Annotated in this window: 12 protein-coding genes; 8 read left to right on the forward strand and 4 right to left on the reverse strand. The window is 61.3% G+C overall.

The features are described 5' to 3' along the window. Window positions 1-167: 167 nt before the first annotated feature. The 3 genes from AACY30_RS14005 to AACY30_RS14015 all read left to right on the forward strand — a co-directional run bounded on the left by AACY30_RS14005 (window position 168) and on the right by AACY30_RS14015 (window position 6997). The gene (locus AACY30_RS14005) at window positions 168-3458 is read left to right on the forward strand and encodes a transglutaminase family protein (RefSeq protein WP_339540501.1); all 3291 of its coding nucleotides are present in this window, start codon (window positions 168-170) and stop codon (window positions 3456-3458) included. A 162-nt stretch (window positions 3459-3620) separates the two neighbouring features. Continuing rightward, complete coding sequence (locus AACY30_RS14010) at window positions 3621-6107, forward strand: circularly permuted type 2 ATP-grasp protein (protein ID WP_339540502.1); 2487 nt, start codon at window positions 3621-3623, stop codon at window positions 6105-6107. Next, entirely contained in the window at window positions 6107-6997 is an 891-nt protein-coding gene (locus AACY30_RS14015; RefSeq protein WP_339540503.1) for a transglutaminase family protein, read from the forward strand. The genes AACY30_RS14010 and AACY30_RS14015 overlap by 1 nt, the downstream gene beginning before the upstream one ends. Window positions 6998-7043: 46 nt before the next feature. On the opposite strand, the gene AACY30_RS14020 is transcribed toward AACY30_RS14015, so the two are convergent. Continuing rightward, window positions 7044-7226, reverse strand: a complete 183-nt coding sequence (locus AACY30_RS14020; RefSeq protein WP_065874346.1) for a hypothetical protein — start codon at window positions 7224-7226, stop codon at window positions 7044-7046. Between the two features lie 331 nt (window positions 7227-7557). On the opposite strand from AACY30_RS14020, the gene azu reads away from it, so the two are divergent. Next, a complete protein-coding gene (gene azu, locus AACY30_RS14025) occupies window positions 7558-8004 on the forward strand; it encodes an azurin (protein WP_010213586.1) in 447 nt (148 codons plus the stop codon). A gap of 195 nt (window positions 8005-8199) precedes the next feature. On the opposite strand, the gene nadE is transcribed toward azu, so the two are convergent. The 3 genes from nadE to AACY30_RS14040 all read right to left on the reverse strand — a co-directional run bounded on the left by nadE (window position 8200) and on the right by AACY30_RS14040 (window position 11270). Further along, the gene (gene nadE, locus AACY30_RS14030) at window positions 8200-9027 is read right to left on the reverse strand and encodes an ammonia-dependent NAD(+) synthetase (protein ID WP_339471490.1); all 828 of its coding nucleotides are present in this window, start codon (window positions 9025-9027) and stop codon (window positions 8200-8202) included. 3 nt (window positions 9028-9030) lie between these two features. After that, window positions 9031-10245 carry a nicotinate phosphoribosyltransferase gene (gene pncB / locus AACY30_RS14035; RefSeq protein WP_339427243.1) on the reverse strand — a complete coding sequence of 405 codons (1215 nt, stop codon included), beginning with the start codon at window positions 10243-10245 and terminating at the stop codon, window positions 9031-9033. Between the two features lie 134 nt (window positions 10246-10379). After that, window positions 10380-11270, reverse strand: coding sequence for a LysR family transcriptional regulator (locus AACY30_RS14040; RefSeq protein ID WP_339415677.1), 891 nt, complete (start codon window positions 11268-11270; stop codon window positions 10380-10382). Window positions 11271-11425: 155 nt separating this feature from the next. Between AACY30_RS14040 and amaB the strand changes: the two genes are divergently transcribed. The 4 genes from amaB to AACY30_RS14060 all read left to right on the forward strand — a co-directional run bounded on the left by amaB (window position 11426) and on the right by AACY30_RS14060 (window position 16955). Then, window positions 11426-12916 carry an L-piperidine-6-carboxylate dehydrogenase gene (gene amaB / locus AACY30_RS14045; protein ID WP_339415678.1) on the forward strand — a complete coding sequence of 497 codons (1491 nt, stop codon included), beginning with the start codon at window positions 11426-11428 and terminating at the stop codon, window positions 12914-12916. Window positions 12917-13028: 112 nt separating this feature from the next. After that, a complete protein-coding gene (gene amaA / locus AACY30_RS14050) occupies window positions 13029-14312 on the forward strand; it encodes an L-pipecolate oxidase (RefSeq protein ID WP_339540504.1) in 1284 nt (427 codons plus the stop codon). 374 nt (window positions 14313-14686) lie between these two features. Further along, window positions 14687-15823 carry a branched-chain amino acid ABC transporter substrate-binding protein gene (locus tag AACY30_RS14055; protein WP_065874340.1) on the forward strand — a complete coding sequence of 379 codons (1137 nt, stop codon included), beginning with the start codon at window positions 14687-14689 and terminating at the stop codon, window positions 15821-15823. 217 nt (window positions 15824-16040) lie between these two features. Beyond that, the gene (locus AACY30_RS14060) at window positions 16041-16955 is read left to right on the forward strand and encodes an ABC transporter permease subunit (RefSeq protein ID WP_048727385.1); all 915 of its coding nucleotides are present in this window, start codon (window positions 16041-16043) and stop codon (window positions 16953-16955) included.

A 16955-nucleotide genomic window follows, 5' to 3' on the forward strand; every position in this document is an offset into this window, starting at 1 on the left:
TCCTCATGCACGCGCCACAAATATGTGCGTCACTTGCACCACGGTACCCCCACTGGCGCCGTTTTGGTGCTGTACTGCACCGGGTCCCACGATAAAGCGCAATGACGGCCGCTCTGGCATAAGTCTTGCGCGCTTTGTTTCCATGCCCTGGCTCGCAGGAGGCCGCCGTGTCGATTCATGTCGCGTTGCACCACGTTACGCATTACCGCTACGACCGCGCGGTCGAACTCGGCCCGCAGATTGTGCGTTTGCGCCCGGCGGCCCATAGCCGCACGCGGATTTTGTCCTACGCGCTGAAAGTGCTGCCCGAGCAGCATTTCATCAACTGGCAGCAAGACCCCCAGGGCAATTACCTGGCGCGGTTGGTGTTTCCGGAAAAGACCGATGAACTGCGCATCGAAGTCGACCTGGTCGCCGAGATGGCGGTGTTCAACCCGTTCGACTTTTTCCTTGAGCCTTACGCCGAAAAAATCCCTTTCAGCTACGCCGCCGATGAGCAGCGCGAGCTGGCGCCGTACCTGGAAACGCTGCCGCTGACGCCGAAGTTTGCCGCCTACCTGGCCGGCATCGACCGCACACCGTTGCCTGCCGTGGATTTTCTGGTCGGCCTCAACCAGCGTCTGGCGGCCGATATCGGCTACCTGATCCGCATGGAACCAGGCGTGCAAACGCCGGAATTCACCCTGGAAAACGCCTCCGGCTCCTGTCGCGATTCAGCGTGGCTGCTGGTGCAGTTGCTGCGCAACCTCGGCTTGGCAGCGCGGTTTGTGTCCGGCTATTTGATCCAGCTGACCGCCGACGTCAAAGCCCTCGATGGCCCGTCCGGTACTGAGGTGGACTTCACCGACCTGCATGCCTGGTGCGAAGTGTATTTGCCCGGCGCCGGTTGGATCGGCCTGGATGCCACCTCCGGGTTGTTTGCTGGTGAAGGTCACATACCGTTGGCCTGTAGTCCCGATCCCTCTTCAGCGGCACCGATCAGTGGTCTGGTGGAACCATGCGAGTGCGAATTCACCCACGAAATGTCCGTAGAGCGGATTTGGGAAGCCCCGCGCGTTACCAAGCCCTACACCGAAGAACAATGGCTGGCGATCCAGGCGCTTGGCCGGCAGATCGACGGCGACCTGCTCAAAGACGATGTACGCCTGACCATGGGCGGCGAGCCGACCTTCGTCTCGATCGACGACCCCGACGGCGCTGAGTGGAACACCGCCGCGCTCGGGCCGGACAAGCGTCGCCTGTCCGCCGAGCTGTTTCAGCGTATGCGCAAACACTACGCGCCCAAGGGGCTGGTGCACTTCGGGCAGGGTAAGTGGTACCCCGGCGAACAACTGCCGCGCTGGTCACTCAACTGCTACTGGCGCCGCGACGGCGTGCCGATCTGGCACAACAGCGCGTTGATTGCCGATGAACAAGAAGATTACGGCGCGGACGGCGTCATGGCCGGGCGCTTCCTGGCCAGTGTCGCCGAGCGCCTGAAGCTGCCGGCGCGCTTTGTGTTCTCGGCCTTCGAAGACAATTTCTATTACCTGTGGCGCGAAGGCGCGCTGCCGCAAAACGTCACCGCCCAAGACCCACGCCTGAGCGACGACCTGGAGCGCGAACGCCTGCGCAAAGTGTTCAGTCAGGGCCTGGATAAAGTCATCGGCCAAGTGCTGCCGCTGGCGCGTACGGCAGCGAATGATCGCTGGCAGAGTGGTCGTTGGTACCTGCGCGATAACCATTGCCGCCTGGTGCCGGGGGATTCGCCGCTGGGCTATCGCCTGCCGTTGGCCTCGCAGCCTTGGGTCACGGCGGCGGAATATCCGTTTGTGCATCCAACCGACCCCAACCAGGATCAGCCGACGCTGCCGACCACCACCCAGCTGCAAAGCCACGGCGAACCCGCCCCCAGCGATGAGCGCGTGCCAAAGGTCGACGAGTCTGCCGATTGGCTGACCCGAACCGCCCTGTGCGCTGAGGCTAGGGACGGGCGCCTTTATCTGTTCATGCCGCCGTTGGAGCGCGCCGAGGACTACCTGGAACTGGTGGCCGCCATCGAGGCGACCGCCGAAGAGCTGCATTGCCCGGTATTGCTGGAAGGCTACGAGCCGCCGGCTGATACACGCTTGAGCAACTTCCGCGTCACGCCGGACCCAGGTGTGATTGAGGTTAATGTGCAGCCGTCCGCCACGTGGGATGAGCTGGTAGAGCGCACCGAATTTCTCTACGAGGAAGCGCGGCAAACCCGCCTCACCACCGAGAAATTCATGATCGACGGGCGCCACACCGGCACCGGCGGCGGTAACCACTTTGTGCTCGGTGGCGCGACGCCCAAGGACTCACCCTTCCTGCGCCGGCCCGACCTGCTGCGCAGTCTGATCAGCTACTGGCATAACCATCCCTCCTTGTCCTACCTGTTTTCCGGGCTGTTTATCGGCCCGACCTCCCAGGCGCCACGGGTGGACGAGGCGCGCAACGACGCACTGTACGAACTGGAAATCGCCTTCGCGCAAATGCCGGAGCCCGGCGAAGAGTGCCCACCATGGTTGGTGGACCGCCTGCTGCGCAACCTGCTGATCGATGTGACGGGCAACACCCACCGCGCCGAATTCTGCATCGATAAACTCTACTCGCCGGATGGCGCCACCGGCCGCCTGGGCCTGCTGGAATTGCGTGCATTTGAGATGCCGCCCCATGCGCGCATGAGCCTGACCCAACAACTGCTGCTGCGCGCTTTGGTCGCGCGTTTCTGGCGTGAACCCTATGCCCCGCCGAAACTGGCGCGCTGGGGCACCGAGCTGCACGACCGTTTCCTGTTACCGCACTTCATCGAGCAAGACTTTGCCGACGTGATCGTCGAACTTAACGCCGCCGGTTACCCGCTGCGCGCCGAATGGTTTGCGGCGCATCTGGGGTTCCGTTTCCCCAAAGTCGGCGACTATGCCGTCAGCGGTATCGAACTGGAGCTGCGCCAGGCCCTGGAACCCTGGCATGTGCTGGGCGAGGAGGGCGCCGTGGGCGGCACGGTGCGTTATGTCGATTCGTCCCTTGAGCGCCTTCAGGTGAAATTGACCGGGCTGCCGCCGCAGCGCTACCTGCTCACTTGCAACGGCATTCCGGTGCCCTTGCAACCCACCGGGCGAGTCGGCGAGTTTGTGGCGGGCGTGCGTTACCGTGCCTGGCAACCGGCCAACTGCCTGCAACCGACCATCGCGGTGCATGCGCCGTTGGTGTTCGATTTGCTGGATACCTGGATGCAACGCTCGCTGGGTGGCTGCCAGTACCATGTCGCCCATCCGGGCGGGCGCAATTACGACAGCTTGCCGGTGAATGCCAATGAAGCGGAGAGCCGGCGCATGGCGAGGTTTTTCCGGTTGGGGCATAGCCCTGGGAAGCTTCCGGTGCCGGCAGTCGTCATTAACGATGAGTTGCCGATGACCTTGGACTTACGGCGTTTCCCCAATAAAAATGACTAAACGCCGGTCCTAATGTGGGAGCGGGCTTGCTCGCGAATGCGGTAGATCAGCCGATACAGGTATTGACTGACCCACCGCATTCGTGAGCAAACCCGCTCCCGCGAGGGGATTTGCAGTGTTTGTTGAGTTAATCTGAGCCCCCTTGCCTCTGCCGAGCGTTCCATGTCCGATTTGCTCGACCGTTACCCGCTGACCGCGGGCACCTATCATGAACTGCTGGACGACAGCGGCGCGGTGCGTGCCCATTGGCAGCGCCTGCTCGACCACCTGAAACGCAGCACACCCGCGCAACTGGCCCAACGCCAGGCGCTGCTGACCCGGCAGATCCAGGAAAACGGCGTGACCTACAACGTCTACGCCGACCCCAAGGGCGCCGACCGCCCATGGGAACTTGACCTGTTGCCCCACGTGCTCGCAGCCGATGAGTGGCAGCACCTGTCGGCCGGTATTGCCCAGCGTGCACGGCTGCTCAATGCCGTGCTGGCCGATCTCTATGGCCCGCAGCGCCTGATCAAGGAAGGCTTGCTGCCGGCCGAACTGGTGTTTGGGCACAACAACTTCCTGTGGCCGTGCCAGGGCATCCAGCCGCCGGACGGTGCTTTCCTGCACCTGTACGCCGTGGACCTGGCGCGCACCCCGGATGGCCGCTGGTGGGTCACCGCCGACCGCACACAGGCGCCGTCGGGTGCTGGTTACGCGCTGGAGAACCGCACCATCGTGTCCCGCGCGTTCCCGGAGCTGTACCGTGATCTGCAGGTGCAGCACCTCACGGGGTTCTTCCGTACGCTCCAGGAAACATTGGTCCGACAGGCGCCCGGGAATGATCAACAGCCACTGATCGTTCTGCTCACGCCGGGCCGATTCAACGAAAGTTACTTTGAACACCTCTACCTCGCCCGCCAACTCGGCTACCCGCTGGTGGAAGGCGGCGACCTCACCGTGCGTGACAGCACGGTGTTCCTGAAAACCCTCAGCGGCCTGCGCCGGGTGCACGCAATCATGCGTCGTCTCGACGACGACTTTTGCGACCCACTGGAGCTGCGCACCGATTCAGCCCTCGGCGTCCCCGGCCTGCTCGATGCGGTGCGCCAAGGCAATGTGTTGGTGGCCAATGCCTTGGGCAGCGGTGTGCTGGAGTCGCCCGGCTTGCTCGGCTTTCTGCCGAAGATCAACGAGTTTCTGTTCGGTGAAGCACTGATCCTGCCGTCCATTGCCACGTGGTGGTGCGGTGAAGCGCCGGTGCTGGCCGAAGCTCTGGAAAAGTTGCCGGAGCTGCTGATAAAGCCGGCTTTCCCGTCGCAAAGTTTCTCGCCGGTGTTCGGCCGTGACCTGAGCGACGAAGAGCGCCAAGCCCTGGCCGAACGCATGCGCGCGCGGCCGTACGCCTACGTCGCCCAGGAACTGGCGCAATTGTCCCAGGCACCGGTGTGGCACACCGTGGATGACCACCTGCAACATCGCGCCATCGGCATGCGTGTTTATGCCGTGGCCAGCGCCGACGGTTATCGTGTGCTTCCCGGCGGCCTGACCCGCGTGGCCGCCGAGGCCGATGCCGAAGTGGTGTCGATGCAACGCGGAGGCGCCAGCAAAGACACCTGGGTGCTCGGCGAACGCGCAGCCGGTAGCGAACACTGGCGTGCGCAACGCGCCATTGGTGCCCATGATCTAGTGCGCCGCGATCCATATCTGCCGTCGCGGGTAGTGGAAAACCTGTTCTGGTTTGGTCGTTACTGCGAGCGCTGTGATGACAGCGCTCGCTGGTTGCGCGTTGTGCTGGCGCGGTATGTCGATGGCGATGACGCGCTGGCCTTGCAGGCGGCCGTCGAGTTGGGCGAAAACCTGCGCCTTCTGCCAGAAGAGGGCGAATTGCCGGAGCGCCTGCTCGCGGCCTTGCTCGGTGATGACTGGCCCTCGAGCCTGCGCGCCAACCTGCAACGCTTGCAGTGGGCGGCGTCCCAGGTGCGCGGCAAGCTATCCCGGGAAAACTGGCAGGCCCTGGTGGAGCTGCAGCGCGAAGCCCTGGAACTGGAAAGCGAGACGCCGGACTTTGGCGAATTGCTGGATTTCCTCAACCGCCTGGTGATGTCCCTGGCGGCGCTGTCCGGGTTTGCCCTGGACGACATGACACGCGATGAAGGCTGGCGCTTTTTGATGATGGGCCGGCGCATCGAGCGCCTGCAATTTCTTAGCAGCAGCCTTGCCGCATTCCTGCGGGGTGTGGCGGTGTTCGATCAGGCCGGGCTGGAGTGGTTGTTGGAGCTGGGCAACAGCAGCATCACCTATCGCTCGCGCTACCTGGCGGTGCCGCAGTTGATCCCTGTGCTCGACCTGTTGCTGCTGGACGAGCAGAACCCGCATGCGGTGTTGTTCCAGCTCAAACTGGTGAGCCGTACCCTGCGGCGTCTCAACGACGATTTCGGCGTACCCCGGGAAACCGGTCTCGCGCCGTTGGTGGAGCGCCTGTCGCGTTTCGACCTGGGCTGCCTGGAGAACCCGCTGTTTGGCGAATCCAGCGTGCGTGCCGCGTTGGACGGCCTGGCCGACCTGCTGCAAGCGGTGGCCGATGAAAGTGGGCAAGTGTCGGATCGCCTGGCCTTGCGCCACTTTGCCCATGTGGATGATGTCAGCCAACAAACGGTGTCGGTGTGATGAGTGCGCGCTACCAGATTTTTCACGATACCCATTACCACTACGACAGCACGGTGTCCCTGGCCCAGCAGTTGGCGCACCTGTGGCCACGGCCGTGCGCCTGGCAGCGTTGCAGCTCGCAGCAGTTGGATATCAGCCCGGAACCAACGTCGCGCCGTGATGAGCTGGATGTGTTCGGCAACCCGATCACCCGTCTTGCGTTCGAACGTCCCCATGACGAATTGCTGGTGAATGCCGGGCTGACCGTGGAAGTGCTGGCGCGACCGGTGCTGGATTTCCAACAATCGCCGGCCTGGGACCAGACCCGCGACAGCCTGACCTACAGCAGCCATCCCATGTCACCTGAGCTGATCGAAGCCTGCCGCTACCGCTTCGAATCGCCCTACGTGCACTTGAAGCAGACCTTCGTCGAGTTCTCCGAAAGCTGTTTCCCGCCTGGCCAGCCGTTACTGCTGGGCGTGCAGGCGCTGATGGAAAAGATCTTCAGCGAATTCACCTTCGATGCCGAAGCCACCCAGGTCGCGACGCCGTTGGTGGAAGTGCTGGAGCGCCGGCGCGGTGTGTGCCAGGACTTTGCTCACCTGATGTTGGCGTGCCTGCGCTCACGGGGCCTGGCGGCGCGCTATATCAGCGGCTACCTGCTTACTCAGCCACCACCCGGCCAGCCACGGCTGATCGGCGCCGATGCATCCCACGCGTGGGTCTCGGTGTATTGCCCGGTATCAGGTTGGGTGGATTTTGATCCGACAAACAATGTGCAGCCGGCTCTGGAGCACATCACCCTGGCCTGGGGCCGGGATTTTTCCGATGTGTCGCCGTTGCGAGGGGTGATTCTGGGGGGAGGGAGCCATGACCCGGAGGTTCGGGTGACGGTGATGCCGCTGGAGTAGAGGTGGATTGTGCCGAGCCGGTCGGGCCAGCTCAGCACAAAGGAAATTATTCAGCCGGATCTTTCGGTGTTTCCGTTTCGTCTACTGCCACTTCACCTTCCGCATCCGGGTTCAGTGCGCCCGCTTCTTCGTCAGCAGCGGCTTTCTTGCGTTGCAGTTTTTCCTCTTTCTTCTGTTCCTTGGCCAAGTCTCTCTGACGTTTGGCGAAGGAGTAATTAGGTTTGGCCATGGGCGATCCTCTAGGGTCGAAGGTGAGGGTGGGCGGCGGGCAGCTGCCTTGGGTCGCTATGGTAGCAGCTTAGCAGCGCGCTTGGGCCTCACTTACCGCAGGCGTAGGCAGCCAGCAGGCCGTTGAACAGTTGGTTGAGGTGCATGGCGTAGGCTCCAGGGGGAATGAGCCGATCATAAGCAGGTGCCGGTACTTTGGCTGGTAGATTCTGTTGATAGGTCTGATAGCCTAAAGTTGTATACAATCTGTTGATTCAGATCATAAGCATCTCGGCCTGCTTCAGGCACCCTAGTCGCAATACGCGTTTTTAAACCCTGCCTTGGAGATTCACATGTTTGCCAAACTCGTTGCTGTTTCCCTGCTCACTCTGGCGAGCGGCCAGTTGCTTGCTGCAGAGTGCAAGGTCACCGTCGACTCCACTGACCAAATGTCCTTCAACACCAAAGCCATCGAAATCGACAAGAGCTGCAAGACCTTCACCGTCGAGCTGACTCACTCCGGCAACCTGCCGAAAAACGTCATGGGCCACAACTGGGTGCTGACCAGCGCCGCCAACATGCAGCCAGTCGCCACTGACGGCATGGCCGCCGGCATCGACAAAGACTACCTCAAGCCAGGCGATGACCGCATCATCGCCCACACCAAGATCATCGGTGCTGGCGAGAAAGACTCGGTAACCTTCGACGTGTCGAAGCTGGCCGCCGGTACTGATTACGCGTTCTTCTGCTCGTTCCCAGGCCACATCTCGATGATGAAAGGTACTGTGACCGTTAAGTAAGCCGACTCCGGTCGAAAAAAAAGCGCCCCGAAGGGCGCTTTTTTGTGGGCGGTCAGTTGAACCGAGTCATCGTTCATCGCAGGCAAGCCAGCTCCCACATTCAACCGCATTTTCATGCTGGAACCCGGTCAACTGTGGGAGCTGGCTTGCCTGCGATAGCGGTCTGACAGTCAACACAAGCCTATCTGGCTCACCTCACGGCGCAAACGGCATCACCCGTTTGTGCTCAGTCTTGCGATACGTCTCACAGATAATCCGAAATGCTTCCTCACGCACCGGCTCGCCGTGCAGGAACGCGTCGATCTCGGTGTAGGTCACGCCATGTGACGCCTCATCCGGCTTGCCCGGCGACAGGTCTTCCAGGTCCGCCGTCGGCACTTTCTCCACCAATGATTCCGGCGCACCAAAGTGCCGTGCAATTGCGCGCACCTGGTTCTTCACCAGCCCGCTCAATGGCGCCAGATCGCACGCGCCATCACCAAACTTGGTGAAAAAGCCCATCACCGCTTCTGCTGCATGGTCGGTGCCAATCACCAGCCCACCGGCCGCGCCGGCGATGGTGTACTGCGCCACCATGCGCATGCGCGCCTTGGTGTTGCCCAGCACGAAATCGCGGGATACGGCAGCCTTGCCTTCAAACGCCGCCACTTCATTGGCCAGGGCTTTCACTGCCGGGCCGATGTTCACGGTGTGGCGCTCGTCCGGTTCGATAAAGTCCACCGAGGCCTGGGCGTCGACTTCATCGAACTGGGTTTCGTAGGGCAGGCGCACGGCGATAAAACGGTAGGCGTCATCACCGGTGCTGGCGCGCAGTTCCTGCATCGCGCGTTGGGCCAACAGGCCGGCTGTCAGGGAGTCGACGCCACCGCTGATGCCCAGCACCAACGCTTTGAGCCCGGCATTGCGCAGGCAGTCCTGGATAAAGGTCACGCGCCGGGAGATTTCGGCCTCGAGGGCGGCCTGGTCTTTGAACGGCGCTTGGACCTTGAGCTGTTCAGCAATCTCACGCTGTACGGCTTGCATGATTCACTCCTTGCTAGAGATGGCAGGTACTTTGAAAACATGACGCAAGTAGGCGACAAAATTCGGGTCGGTGCAGTGGGTCTTGCCCGCTTCATCGGAGATCTTCGCGACGGGCTGGCCATTGCAGGCGGTCATTTTAAGCACGATGCTCATCGGCTCCACACCTGGAATATCGCAGGTCAGGTTGGTACCAATGCCAAAGCTCACATTGATCCGACCCCGCAGTGCGCGGAATATCTCCAGGGCCTTGGGCAGCGACAGGCTGTCGGAGAACACCAGTGTCTTGCTCATCGGCTCGATGCCCAGCTTATGGTAATGGGCGATGGCTTTTTCCGCCCATTGCACCGGGTCGCCGGAGTCATGGCGCAGGCCGTCGAACAACTTGGCGAAGTACAAATCGAAGTCGCCGAGGAACGCGTCGGTGGTGATGCAATCGGTCAGGGCAATGCCCAGCAGCCCACGGTATTCGCGGACCCAGCAATCCAGTGCGGCGATCTGGCTGTCGATCAGGCGTGGGCCGAGTTGCTGGTGCGCCATGATCCATTCGTGCGCCATGGTGCCCAGCGGCTTCATATCGAATTCGCGGGCCAGGTGCACGTTGCTGGTGCCGACAAAACGCCCGGGGAAATCGTGCTTGAGCACACTGACCACTTCCTCCTGCACGCGGTACGAGAAGCGCCGGCGCGTGCCGAAGTCGGCCACTTGCAGCTCCGACAGCTCATCGCTGCTGGCATTCGCCGTCAGCCAGTCGAATTTGCGATACAACTGCTCGCGGGCCTGTTCGATGATCACGGTCTGGTAGCGGTAGCGGTTACGCACTTCGCTGACGATGGCCAGCATTGGCACCTCAAACAGGATCACATGCAGCCACGGCCCGCGCAGGCGGATGAACAACTCGCCGTTCTCGATGCCGGTTTGCACGTAGCGCAGGTTGAAGCGGAACAGGCCGAGGAAGCGCAAAAAATCCGGCTTCATGAAGCTGATGCGTTCCAGGAAACCCAGCTGGTCCGGGCTCAGGCTCAGTTCGGCGAGGCGTTCGATCTGGTAGCGGATCTCCGCCAGGTACGGGCGCAGGTCTTCGCTGTTTCGGCAACGAAACTCCCATTCAACTTCCACGTTGGGGTAGTTGTGCAGCACCGCCTGCATCATGGTCAGCTTGTAGAAGTCGGTGTCGAGCAAGTTCTGCACGATGCGATCGGCAAACACACTCTCGCTCATAGCGGGAATCTCCAGACGGGTCGGCAATGGGCGCCGACCTTTACGCACAATTAGGGAAGAGGGCTAGTGGCGCATAGACCTGTGTTGTTTTGCCAGTGATTTTTTCGGTAAGGCCACTGGCGCCATCGCAGGCGCTACAGCACCTGCTCCATCATCCACTTCACAAACTCACGCACCTTGGGCACTTCCGCCGAATGTTCGGGGTAGGCCAAGTAATACGCATCCTGGCTCGGCAGCGCATGCTGCCAGGGGATCACCAGCTTGCCTTCGGCCAACTCTTCTTCCACCAGAAAGCGCGGCAACAACGCCACGCCACAGCCCACCTGCGCTGCACGAATACACATATAGAACGTGTCGAATCGTGGCCCGTGGTAACTGTGCTCTGTCTGATAGCCCTGGCTGGCGAACCAGTCATGCCAGCCCTGCGGCCGTGAGGCGTTTTGCAGCAGGACCAGATCGCTGAGTTGCGTGGGATCGGTGAACGGCTGCGCGGGCAGGCTTTCCGGTGCACAGACAGGTACAAGCTCTTCGCTGAACAGCTTCAGGCTCTCGGTGCCGGGGCGTGAGCCCTGGCCAAAGTAGAAGGCCATGTCGGCCTTGCCTTGCAAAAGCTCGTCCGGCGCCTGCTCATTACACAGGTCCAGATGGATCTGCGGGTGACGCAGCCGCCATCCCTTGAGGCGCGGTACCAGCCAGCGCGCGCCGAAGGTGTAGGGCGTAGACACCCGCAACACTTCGGTCTCGCCGCCGTAGGAACGCAGGTAGTGAGTGGACATCTCCACCTGCGTGAGGATCTTGCGCACTTCCACCAGGTACAGGTCGCCCGCTGGCGTCATCTGCAAGCGGCGGCGCACCCGGCGAAACAGCAGGTGTTGTAACAACTCTTCCAACTGCGCCACCTGCTTGCTCACCGCGCTCTGCGTGAGGTTCAGTTCCTCGGCGGCGCGGGTGAAACTCAGGTGGCGGGTGGCGGCTTCGAAGCACTGCAAGGCAGTGATCGAGGGCAAATGTCTTTTATTGAGCACGGCACGCCTCTTTTTATTCTTTGCATGAATAAACGGAATGATATCTCGCCTAATCGTCGTTTGTTGGCACGTCTTGGGCCAGCTACAAATAAGCTCTGGATCGCCGTGTCTGTCGGCGGCGCTATTTTCTGTTTTGAACATTGAAGGAGTGACCCATGGTTGCCGCATTGCTTGATCGTCTCGGGGTAAACCCGGCGCTGTACCAGTCGGGGAAACAACCCGTGCATTCGCCGATCGATGGCAGCCGTATCGGCAGCGTGAACTGGGAAGGCGCCGCCGAGGTAGAGCAACAGGTCAGTCGCGCTGAGCATGCATTCCAGGCCTGGCGCAACGTGCCCGCACCGCGCCGCGGCGAACTGGTGCGTCAGTTCGGTGATGTGTTGCGCGAGTACAAGGCCGATCTCGGCGAGCTGGTGTCCTGGGAAGCCGGCAAGATCACCCAGGAAGGCCTGGGCGAAGTGCAGGAAATGATCGACATCTGTGACTTCGCCGTCGGCCTGTCGCGCCAGCTGTACGGTTTGACGATCGCCTCCGAACGCCCGGGCCACCATATGCGTGAAACCTGGCACCCACTGGGCGTGGTCGGCGTGATCAGCGCCTTCAACTTCCCGGTCGCCGTGTGGGCGTGGAACACCACCCTGGCGCTGGTGTGCGGCAACGCGGTGATCTGGAAACCCTCGGAAAAGACCCCGCTTACCGCCTTGGCCTGCCAGGCGCTGTTCGAGCGCGTGCTGAAGAAATTCGACGGCGCTCCCGAGTACCTCAGCCAAGTGATCATCGGCGGCCGCGACGCCGGCGCCGCACTGGTGGATGACCCGCGCGTCGGGTTGATCAGCGCCACCGGCAGCACCCGCATGGGCCGCGAAGTGGCACCGAAAGTCGCCGCACGTTTTGCCCGTAGCATCCTGGAGCTGGGCGGCAACAACGCAATGATCCTCGGCCCAAGCGCCGACCTGGACATGGCCGTGCGCGCGATCCTGTTCAGCGCCGTCGGCACCGCCGGTCAGCGTTGCACCACGCTGCGCCGACTGATCGCTCACGAATCGGTGAAGCAGGAAATCGTCACCCGCCTCAAGGCCGCCTATTCCAAGGTGCGCATCGGCCACCCGCTGGAAGGCAACCTGATCGGCCCACTGATCGACAAACACGGCTTCGAGAACATGCAGGACGCCCTGGAGCAAGCCTTGAGCGAAGGCGGCAAGGTGTTCGGCGGCAAGCGCCAACTGCAAGACACATTCCCTAACGCCTACTACGTGTCGCCGGCCATCGTGGAAATGCCCGAGCAAAGCGACGTGGTGTGCACTGAAACGTTTGCGCCGATTCTTTACGTGATTGGCTACACCGATTTCGCCGAAGCCCTGCGTCTGAACAACGCCGTGCCGCAAGGTTTGTCGTCATGCATCTTCACTACCGATGTGCGCGAAGCCGAGCAGTTCATGTCGGCCGTGGGCAGTGACTGCGGCATCGCCAACGTCAACATCGGCCCGAGCGGCGCGGAAATCGGCGGTGCGTTTGGCGGTGAGAAAGAGACGGGCGGTGGGCGTGAATCGGGCTCGGATGCGTGGCGCGGGTATATGCGTCGGCAGACCAATACGGTGAATTACTCGCTGGAGCTGCCATTGGCCCAGGGTATTACCTTCGACTGATCTCTCAGTCGGAGTGAGGTCAAAATGTGGGAGGCCGGCTTGCCTGCTCCCACAGTTGATTGGGTTTACAAACCTGAAATGGTTGTTTGTTAGGTCTCATCGGAGTCTGGCAATGGCACTGCGCGAAACATGTTTGTGGGAACACCTCACCCCTGGCAGGCCGGATCGCGTCGCGCTCAAGGGCGAGGTCAACGTGGATGTGTGCGTGATCGGCGCCGGGATCACCGGGCTGTCGGCGGCCGTTCACTTGCTGGAGCAGGGTAAAAGCGTTGCCGTGCTGGAAGCCCATCGCACCGGCCATGGCGGCTCGGGGCGTAACGTCGGGCTGGTCAACGCCGGCCTGTGGATCCCGCCGGACGAGATCGAAGCCGGTTTCGGCGAGGCGGTGGGCAGCCAGCTTAACCGCATGCTGGGCGCGGCGCCGTCGCTGGTGTTCAGCCTGATCGACACATACAACATCGATTGCCAATTGCGCCGCGAGGGCACGTTGCACATGGCGCACAACGCCCGTGGCGAAGCGGATTTGCGCAGTCGTGAAGAACAATGGAAGCGCCGGGGCGCGCCTGTGGAATTGCTCACCGGCCAGGCATGCGAGCAAGCCACTGGCACTCAGAAAATCGCGGCAGCCTTGCTGGATCGGCGCGCCGGCACCTTGAATCCAATGGCTTACACCAGTGGTTTGGCGAATGCGGCTGTCGGCCTAGGCGGACAGTTGTTCGACCATTCCCCGGTCACCCAACTCGAGCGCCAAGGTGCGCGCTGGTCGGTGCAGACGGCCCAAGGCTCAGTGCAGGCTGGACAGGTGGTCATCGCCTCAAATGCCTATACCGAAGGCGAATGGACCGAACTGCGGCGCAATTTCTTCCCCGGTTACTACTACCAGGTCGCGTCGGCCCCGCTGACGGGGGACGCCGCCCAGCAAATCCTTCCCGGCGGCCAAGGCTCGTGGGATACGCGCCAAGTGCTGAGCAGCATTCGCCGCGATGCCGATGGCCGTCTGTTACTCGGTAGCCTGGGCAACGGAAACCAGAAACCGGCTTGGTTCCTCGAGGCGTGGGCCGATCGGGTGCAGCAGCATTACTTCCCGTACCTCAAATCGGTGCAGTGGGACTATACCTGGACCGGCTGCATTGCCTTCACCCCGGACCACTTGATGCGCCTATTCGAACCCGCCCCTGGCCTGGTGGCAGTAACGGGCTATAACGGACGCGGCGTGACCACCGCCAGCGTGGTCGGCAAGGCGTTCGCCGACTACTTGTGTCACCAGAATCCACAGGCATTGCCGATTCCCTTCGCGCCCATGCAACCGCTGGCCGGGGTCGGTCTGCGCAGCTGTCTTTATGAGGCCGGTTTTTCGCTGTATCACGCAGGCCAATGTCTGAGGATCGTGATCTGATCAGCGAAGTACCGCTCAAAAGCCTGCATTTTCTTAGTCGGCTACTAATCTGTATTGGTGCAAGTCGTAGCAGTCACGCACTGTAAATGTGCAGTTCCGTTACGTCGTTTGTTACAGCTGCAGGAACTGTCGTTTATGGGGTTGGTTGCAGGTGCGACCTGCCGAGGTTGTACTTTTTCGATCCGCTGGTTGCACCTTCTGATGCTAGACGGTTGCACGTCCTTGCGAATGGCGCTGAAACACCTGCAATAACAATGACACCGTGTCTTTTTGAAGAATAAAAACGTAGTGGCACGCGCCTTGCTCTGAGCTTTCAGTGAAAAGTTTGAACGCAAGTTGTCGTGCCAAAAATCAAAAATATCGGAGCACTACTCATGTCCCAGACGTTTTACAAGAAAGGTTTCCTGGCCCTCGCCGTTGCAGCGGCGCTGGGTGTTTCTGCGTTTGTTCAAGCTGATGTGAAGATTGGCGTTGCGGGGCCGATGACTGGCGCCAACGCCTCATTCGGTGAGCAGTACATGAAGGGTGCCCAAGCGGCAGCCGATGCGATCAACAAGGCCGGCGGCATTAACGGTGAACAGATCAAGCTGGTTGCCGGCGACGATGCCTGCGAACCCAAGCAGGCCGTAGCCGTCGCCAACCGGCTGGTCGACCAGGACAAAGTGATCGGCGTGGTCGGGCACTTCTGCTCGTCGAACACCATCCCGGCGTCCGAGGTGTATAACGACGCGGGCGTGATCGCCATCACCCCAGGTTCCACCAACCCACAAGTGACCGAGCGCGGCATGAGCGCAATGTTCCGTATGTGCGGGCGTGACGACCAGCAAGGCATCGTCGCCGGCGATTACATCGTCGACGTGCTCAAGGGCAAGAAAATTGCCGTGATCAATGACAAGGACACCTACGGCAAAGGCCTGGCTGACGCCACTGCTGCCCAGTTGACCAAGCGCGGCGTCAAGCCGGTGCTGGAAGAAGGCCTGACCCGTGGCGAGAAAGACTTCAGTGCGCTGGTCACCAAAATCCGCTCTACCGGCGCAGATGTCGTGTACTTCGGCGGCCTGCACCCGGAAGCCGGTCCGCTGGTTCGCCAACTGCGTGAAGCCGGCCTGAAAGATGTGAAGTTCATGTCCGATGACGGCGTAGTGACCGACGAATTGGTCACCACCGCAGGCGGCAAGCAATACGTGGACGGCGTCTACATGACCTTTGGCGCCGACCCGCGCCTGTTGCCCGAAAGCAAGGCCGTGGTGGAAGAGTTCCGCAAAGCCGGCTACGAGCCTGAAGGCTACACCCTGTACGCCTACGCTTCGCTCCAGGCCCTGGCCGCCGGCTTCAACGGCGCCAAGTCCGACAAAGGCGAAGACGCCGCCAAGTGGCTCAAGGCCAACCCTGTGAAAACCGTGATGGGCGAGAAGACCTGGGACGCCAAGGGCGACCTGAAAGTCTCCGACTATGTGGTTTACCAGTGGGACAAGGAAGGTAAATACCACCAGTTGGAAAAGCAGAAGTAAGGCTAGTCAGCACCTAACCGATGTGGGAGCGGGCTCGCTCGCGAAAGCGGTCTGTCAGGTAGCAAATGTGTTGACTGATACACCGCATTCGCGAGCAAGTCGAAGCGTCGAACCGCCGCTTCCACAGGGGAGTGGTGTCGTGATCGATATCTGTCTTTTCCTCCAGAAGCGCCGCACACCCACCGGTGTGCAGGTGCTCACCGCGTGAGATTGCGTTATGGATGGTATTTTCCTGCAGCAACTGGTCAATGGCCTGACCCTCGGGTCGGTCTATGGCCTGATCGCCATCGGCTACACAATGGTCTACGGCATCATTGGCATGATCAACTTCGCCCACGGCGAGGTTTATATGATTTCCGCTTACCTCGCGGCGATCAGTCTGGCACTGCTGGCTTACTTCGGCATCGAATCCTTTCCGCTGCTCATTCTTGGCACCTTGGTCTTCACCGTCGTCGTCACCGGCGTTTACGGTTGGGTCATCGAGCGTGTCGCCTACAAACCGCTGCGTAACTCCACCCGCCTGGCACCGCTGATCAGCGCCATCGGGATCTCCCTGATCCTGCAGAACTACGCGCAGATCGCCCAGGGCGCCAAGCAACAAGGTATTCCAACCTTGCTGGCAGGCGCCTGGCGTGTCGACATCGGCACCGGGTTCGTGCAGCTCACGTACACCAAGGTGTTCATTCTCGTGGCGGCGTTTGCCGGGATGGCGTTGCTGACCTACATCATCAAGTACACCAAGCTCGGCCGCATGTGCCGCGCGACCCAGCAAGACCGCAAGATGGCCTCGATCCTCGGCATCAACACCGACCGGGTGATCTCCTATGTGTTCGTCATCGGTGCCGCCATGGCGGCCCTGGCCGGCGTGCTGATCACCCTCAACTACGGCACCTTCGATTTCTATGCCGGCTTCATCATCGGCATCAAGGCGTTTACCGCAGCGGTACTCGGCGGCATCGGCTCCCTGCCAGGGGCGATGTTGGGCGGGATTATCCTGGGTATCTCCGAGTCGCTGTTCTCGGGGTTGATCAACTCTGACTACAAAGACGTGTTCAGTTTCTCGCTGCTGGTGGTGATTCTGATTTTCCGTCCTCAGGGCCTGCTTGGTCGCCCACTCGTGGCTAAGGTGTAA

The sequence above is a fragment of the Pseudomonas sp. RA_5y_Pfl1_P24 genome (assembly GCF_963970945.1).
In the GTDB taxonomy this organism is placed as follows: Bacteria; Pseudomonadota; Gammaproteobacteria; order Pseudomonadales; family Pseudomonadaceae; genus Aquipseudomonas; species Aquipseudomonas tritici.

What these genes read in the sequence shown, in the direction of transcription:
- pncB (WP_339427243.1), bottom strand. Translation starts at nt 10,245, where the DNA reads ATGAGCGAGAGTGTGTTTGCCGATCGCATCGTGCAGAACTTGCTCGAC.
- nadE (WP_339471490.1), bottom strand. Translation starts at nt 9,027, where the DNA reads ATGCAAGCCGTACAGCGTGAGATTGCTGAACAGCTCAAGGTCCAAGCG.
- AACY30_RS14060 (WP_048727385.1), top strand. Translation starts at nt 16,041, where the DNA reads ATGGATGGTATTTTCCTGCAGCAACTGGTCAATGGCCTGACCCTCGGG.
- AACY30_RS14015 (WP_339540503.1), top strand. Translation starts at nt 6,107, where the DNA reads ATGAGTGCGCGCTACCAGATTTTTCACGATACCCATTACCACTACGAC.
- amaB (WP_339415678.1), top strand. Translation starts at nt 11,426, where the DNA reads ATGGTTGCCGCATTGCTTGATCGTCTCGGGGTAAACCCGGCGCTGTAC.
- AACY30_RS14010 (WP_339540502.1), top strand. Translation starts at nt 3,621, where the DNA reads ATGTCCGATTTGCTCGACCGTTACCCGCTGACCGCGGGCACCTATCAT.
- amaA (WP_339540504.1), top strand. Translation starts at nt 13,029, where the DNA reads ATGGCACTGCGCGAAACATGTTTGTGGGAACACCTCACCCCTGGCAGG.
- azu (WP_010213586.1), top strand. Translation starts at nt 7,558, where the DNA reads ATGTTTGCCAAACTCGTTGCTGTTTCCCTGCTCACTCTGGCGAGCGGC.
- AACY30_RS14020 (WP_065874346.1), bottom strand. Translation starts at nt 7,226, where the DNA reads ATGGCCAAACCTAATTACTCCTTCGCCAAACGTCAGAGAGACTTGGCC.
- AACY30_RS14055 (WP_065874340.1), top strand. Translation starts at nt 14,687, where the DNA reads ATGTCCCAGACGTTTTACAAGAAAGGTTTCCTGGCCCTCGCCGTTGCA.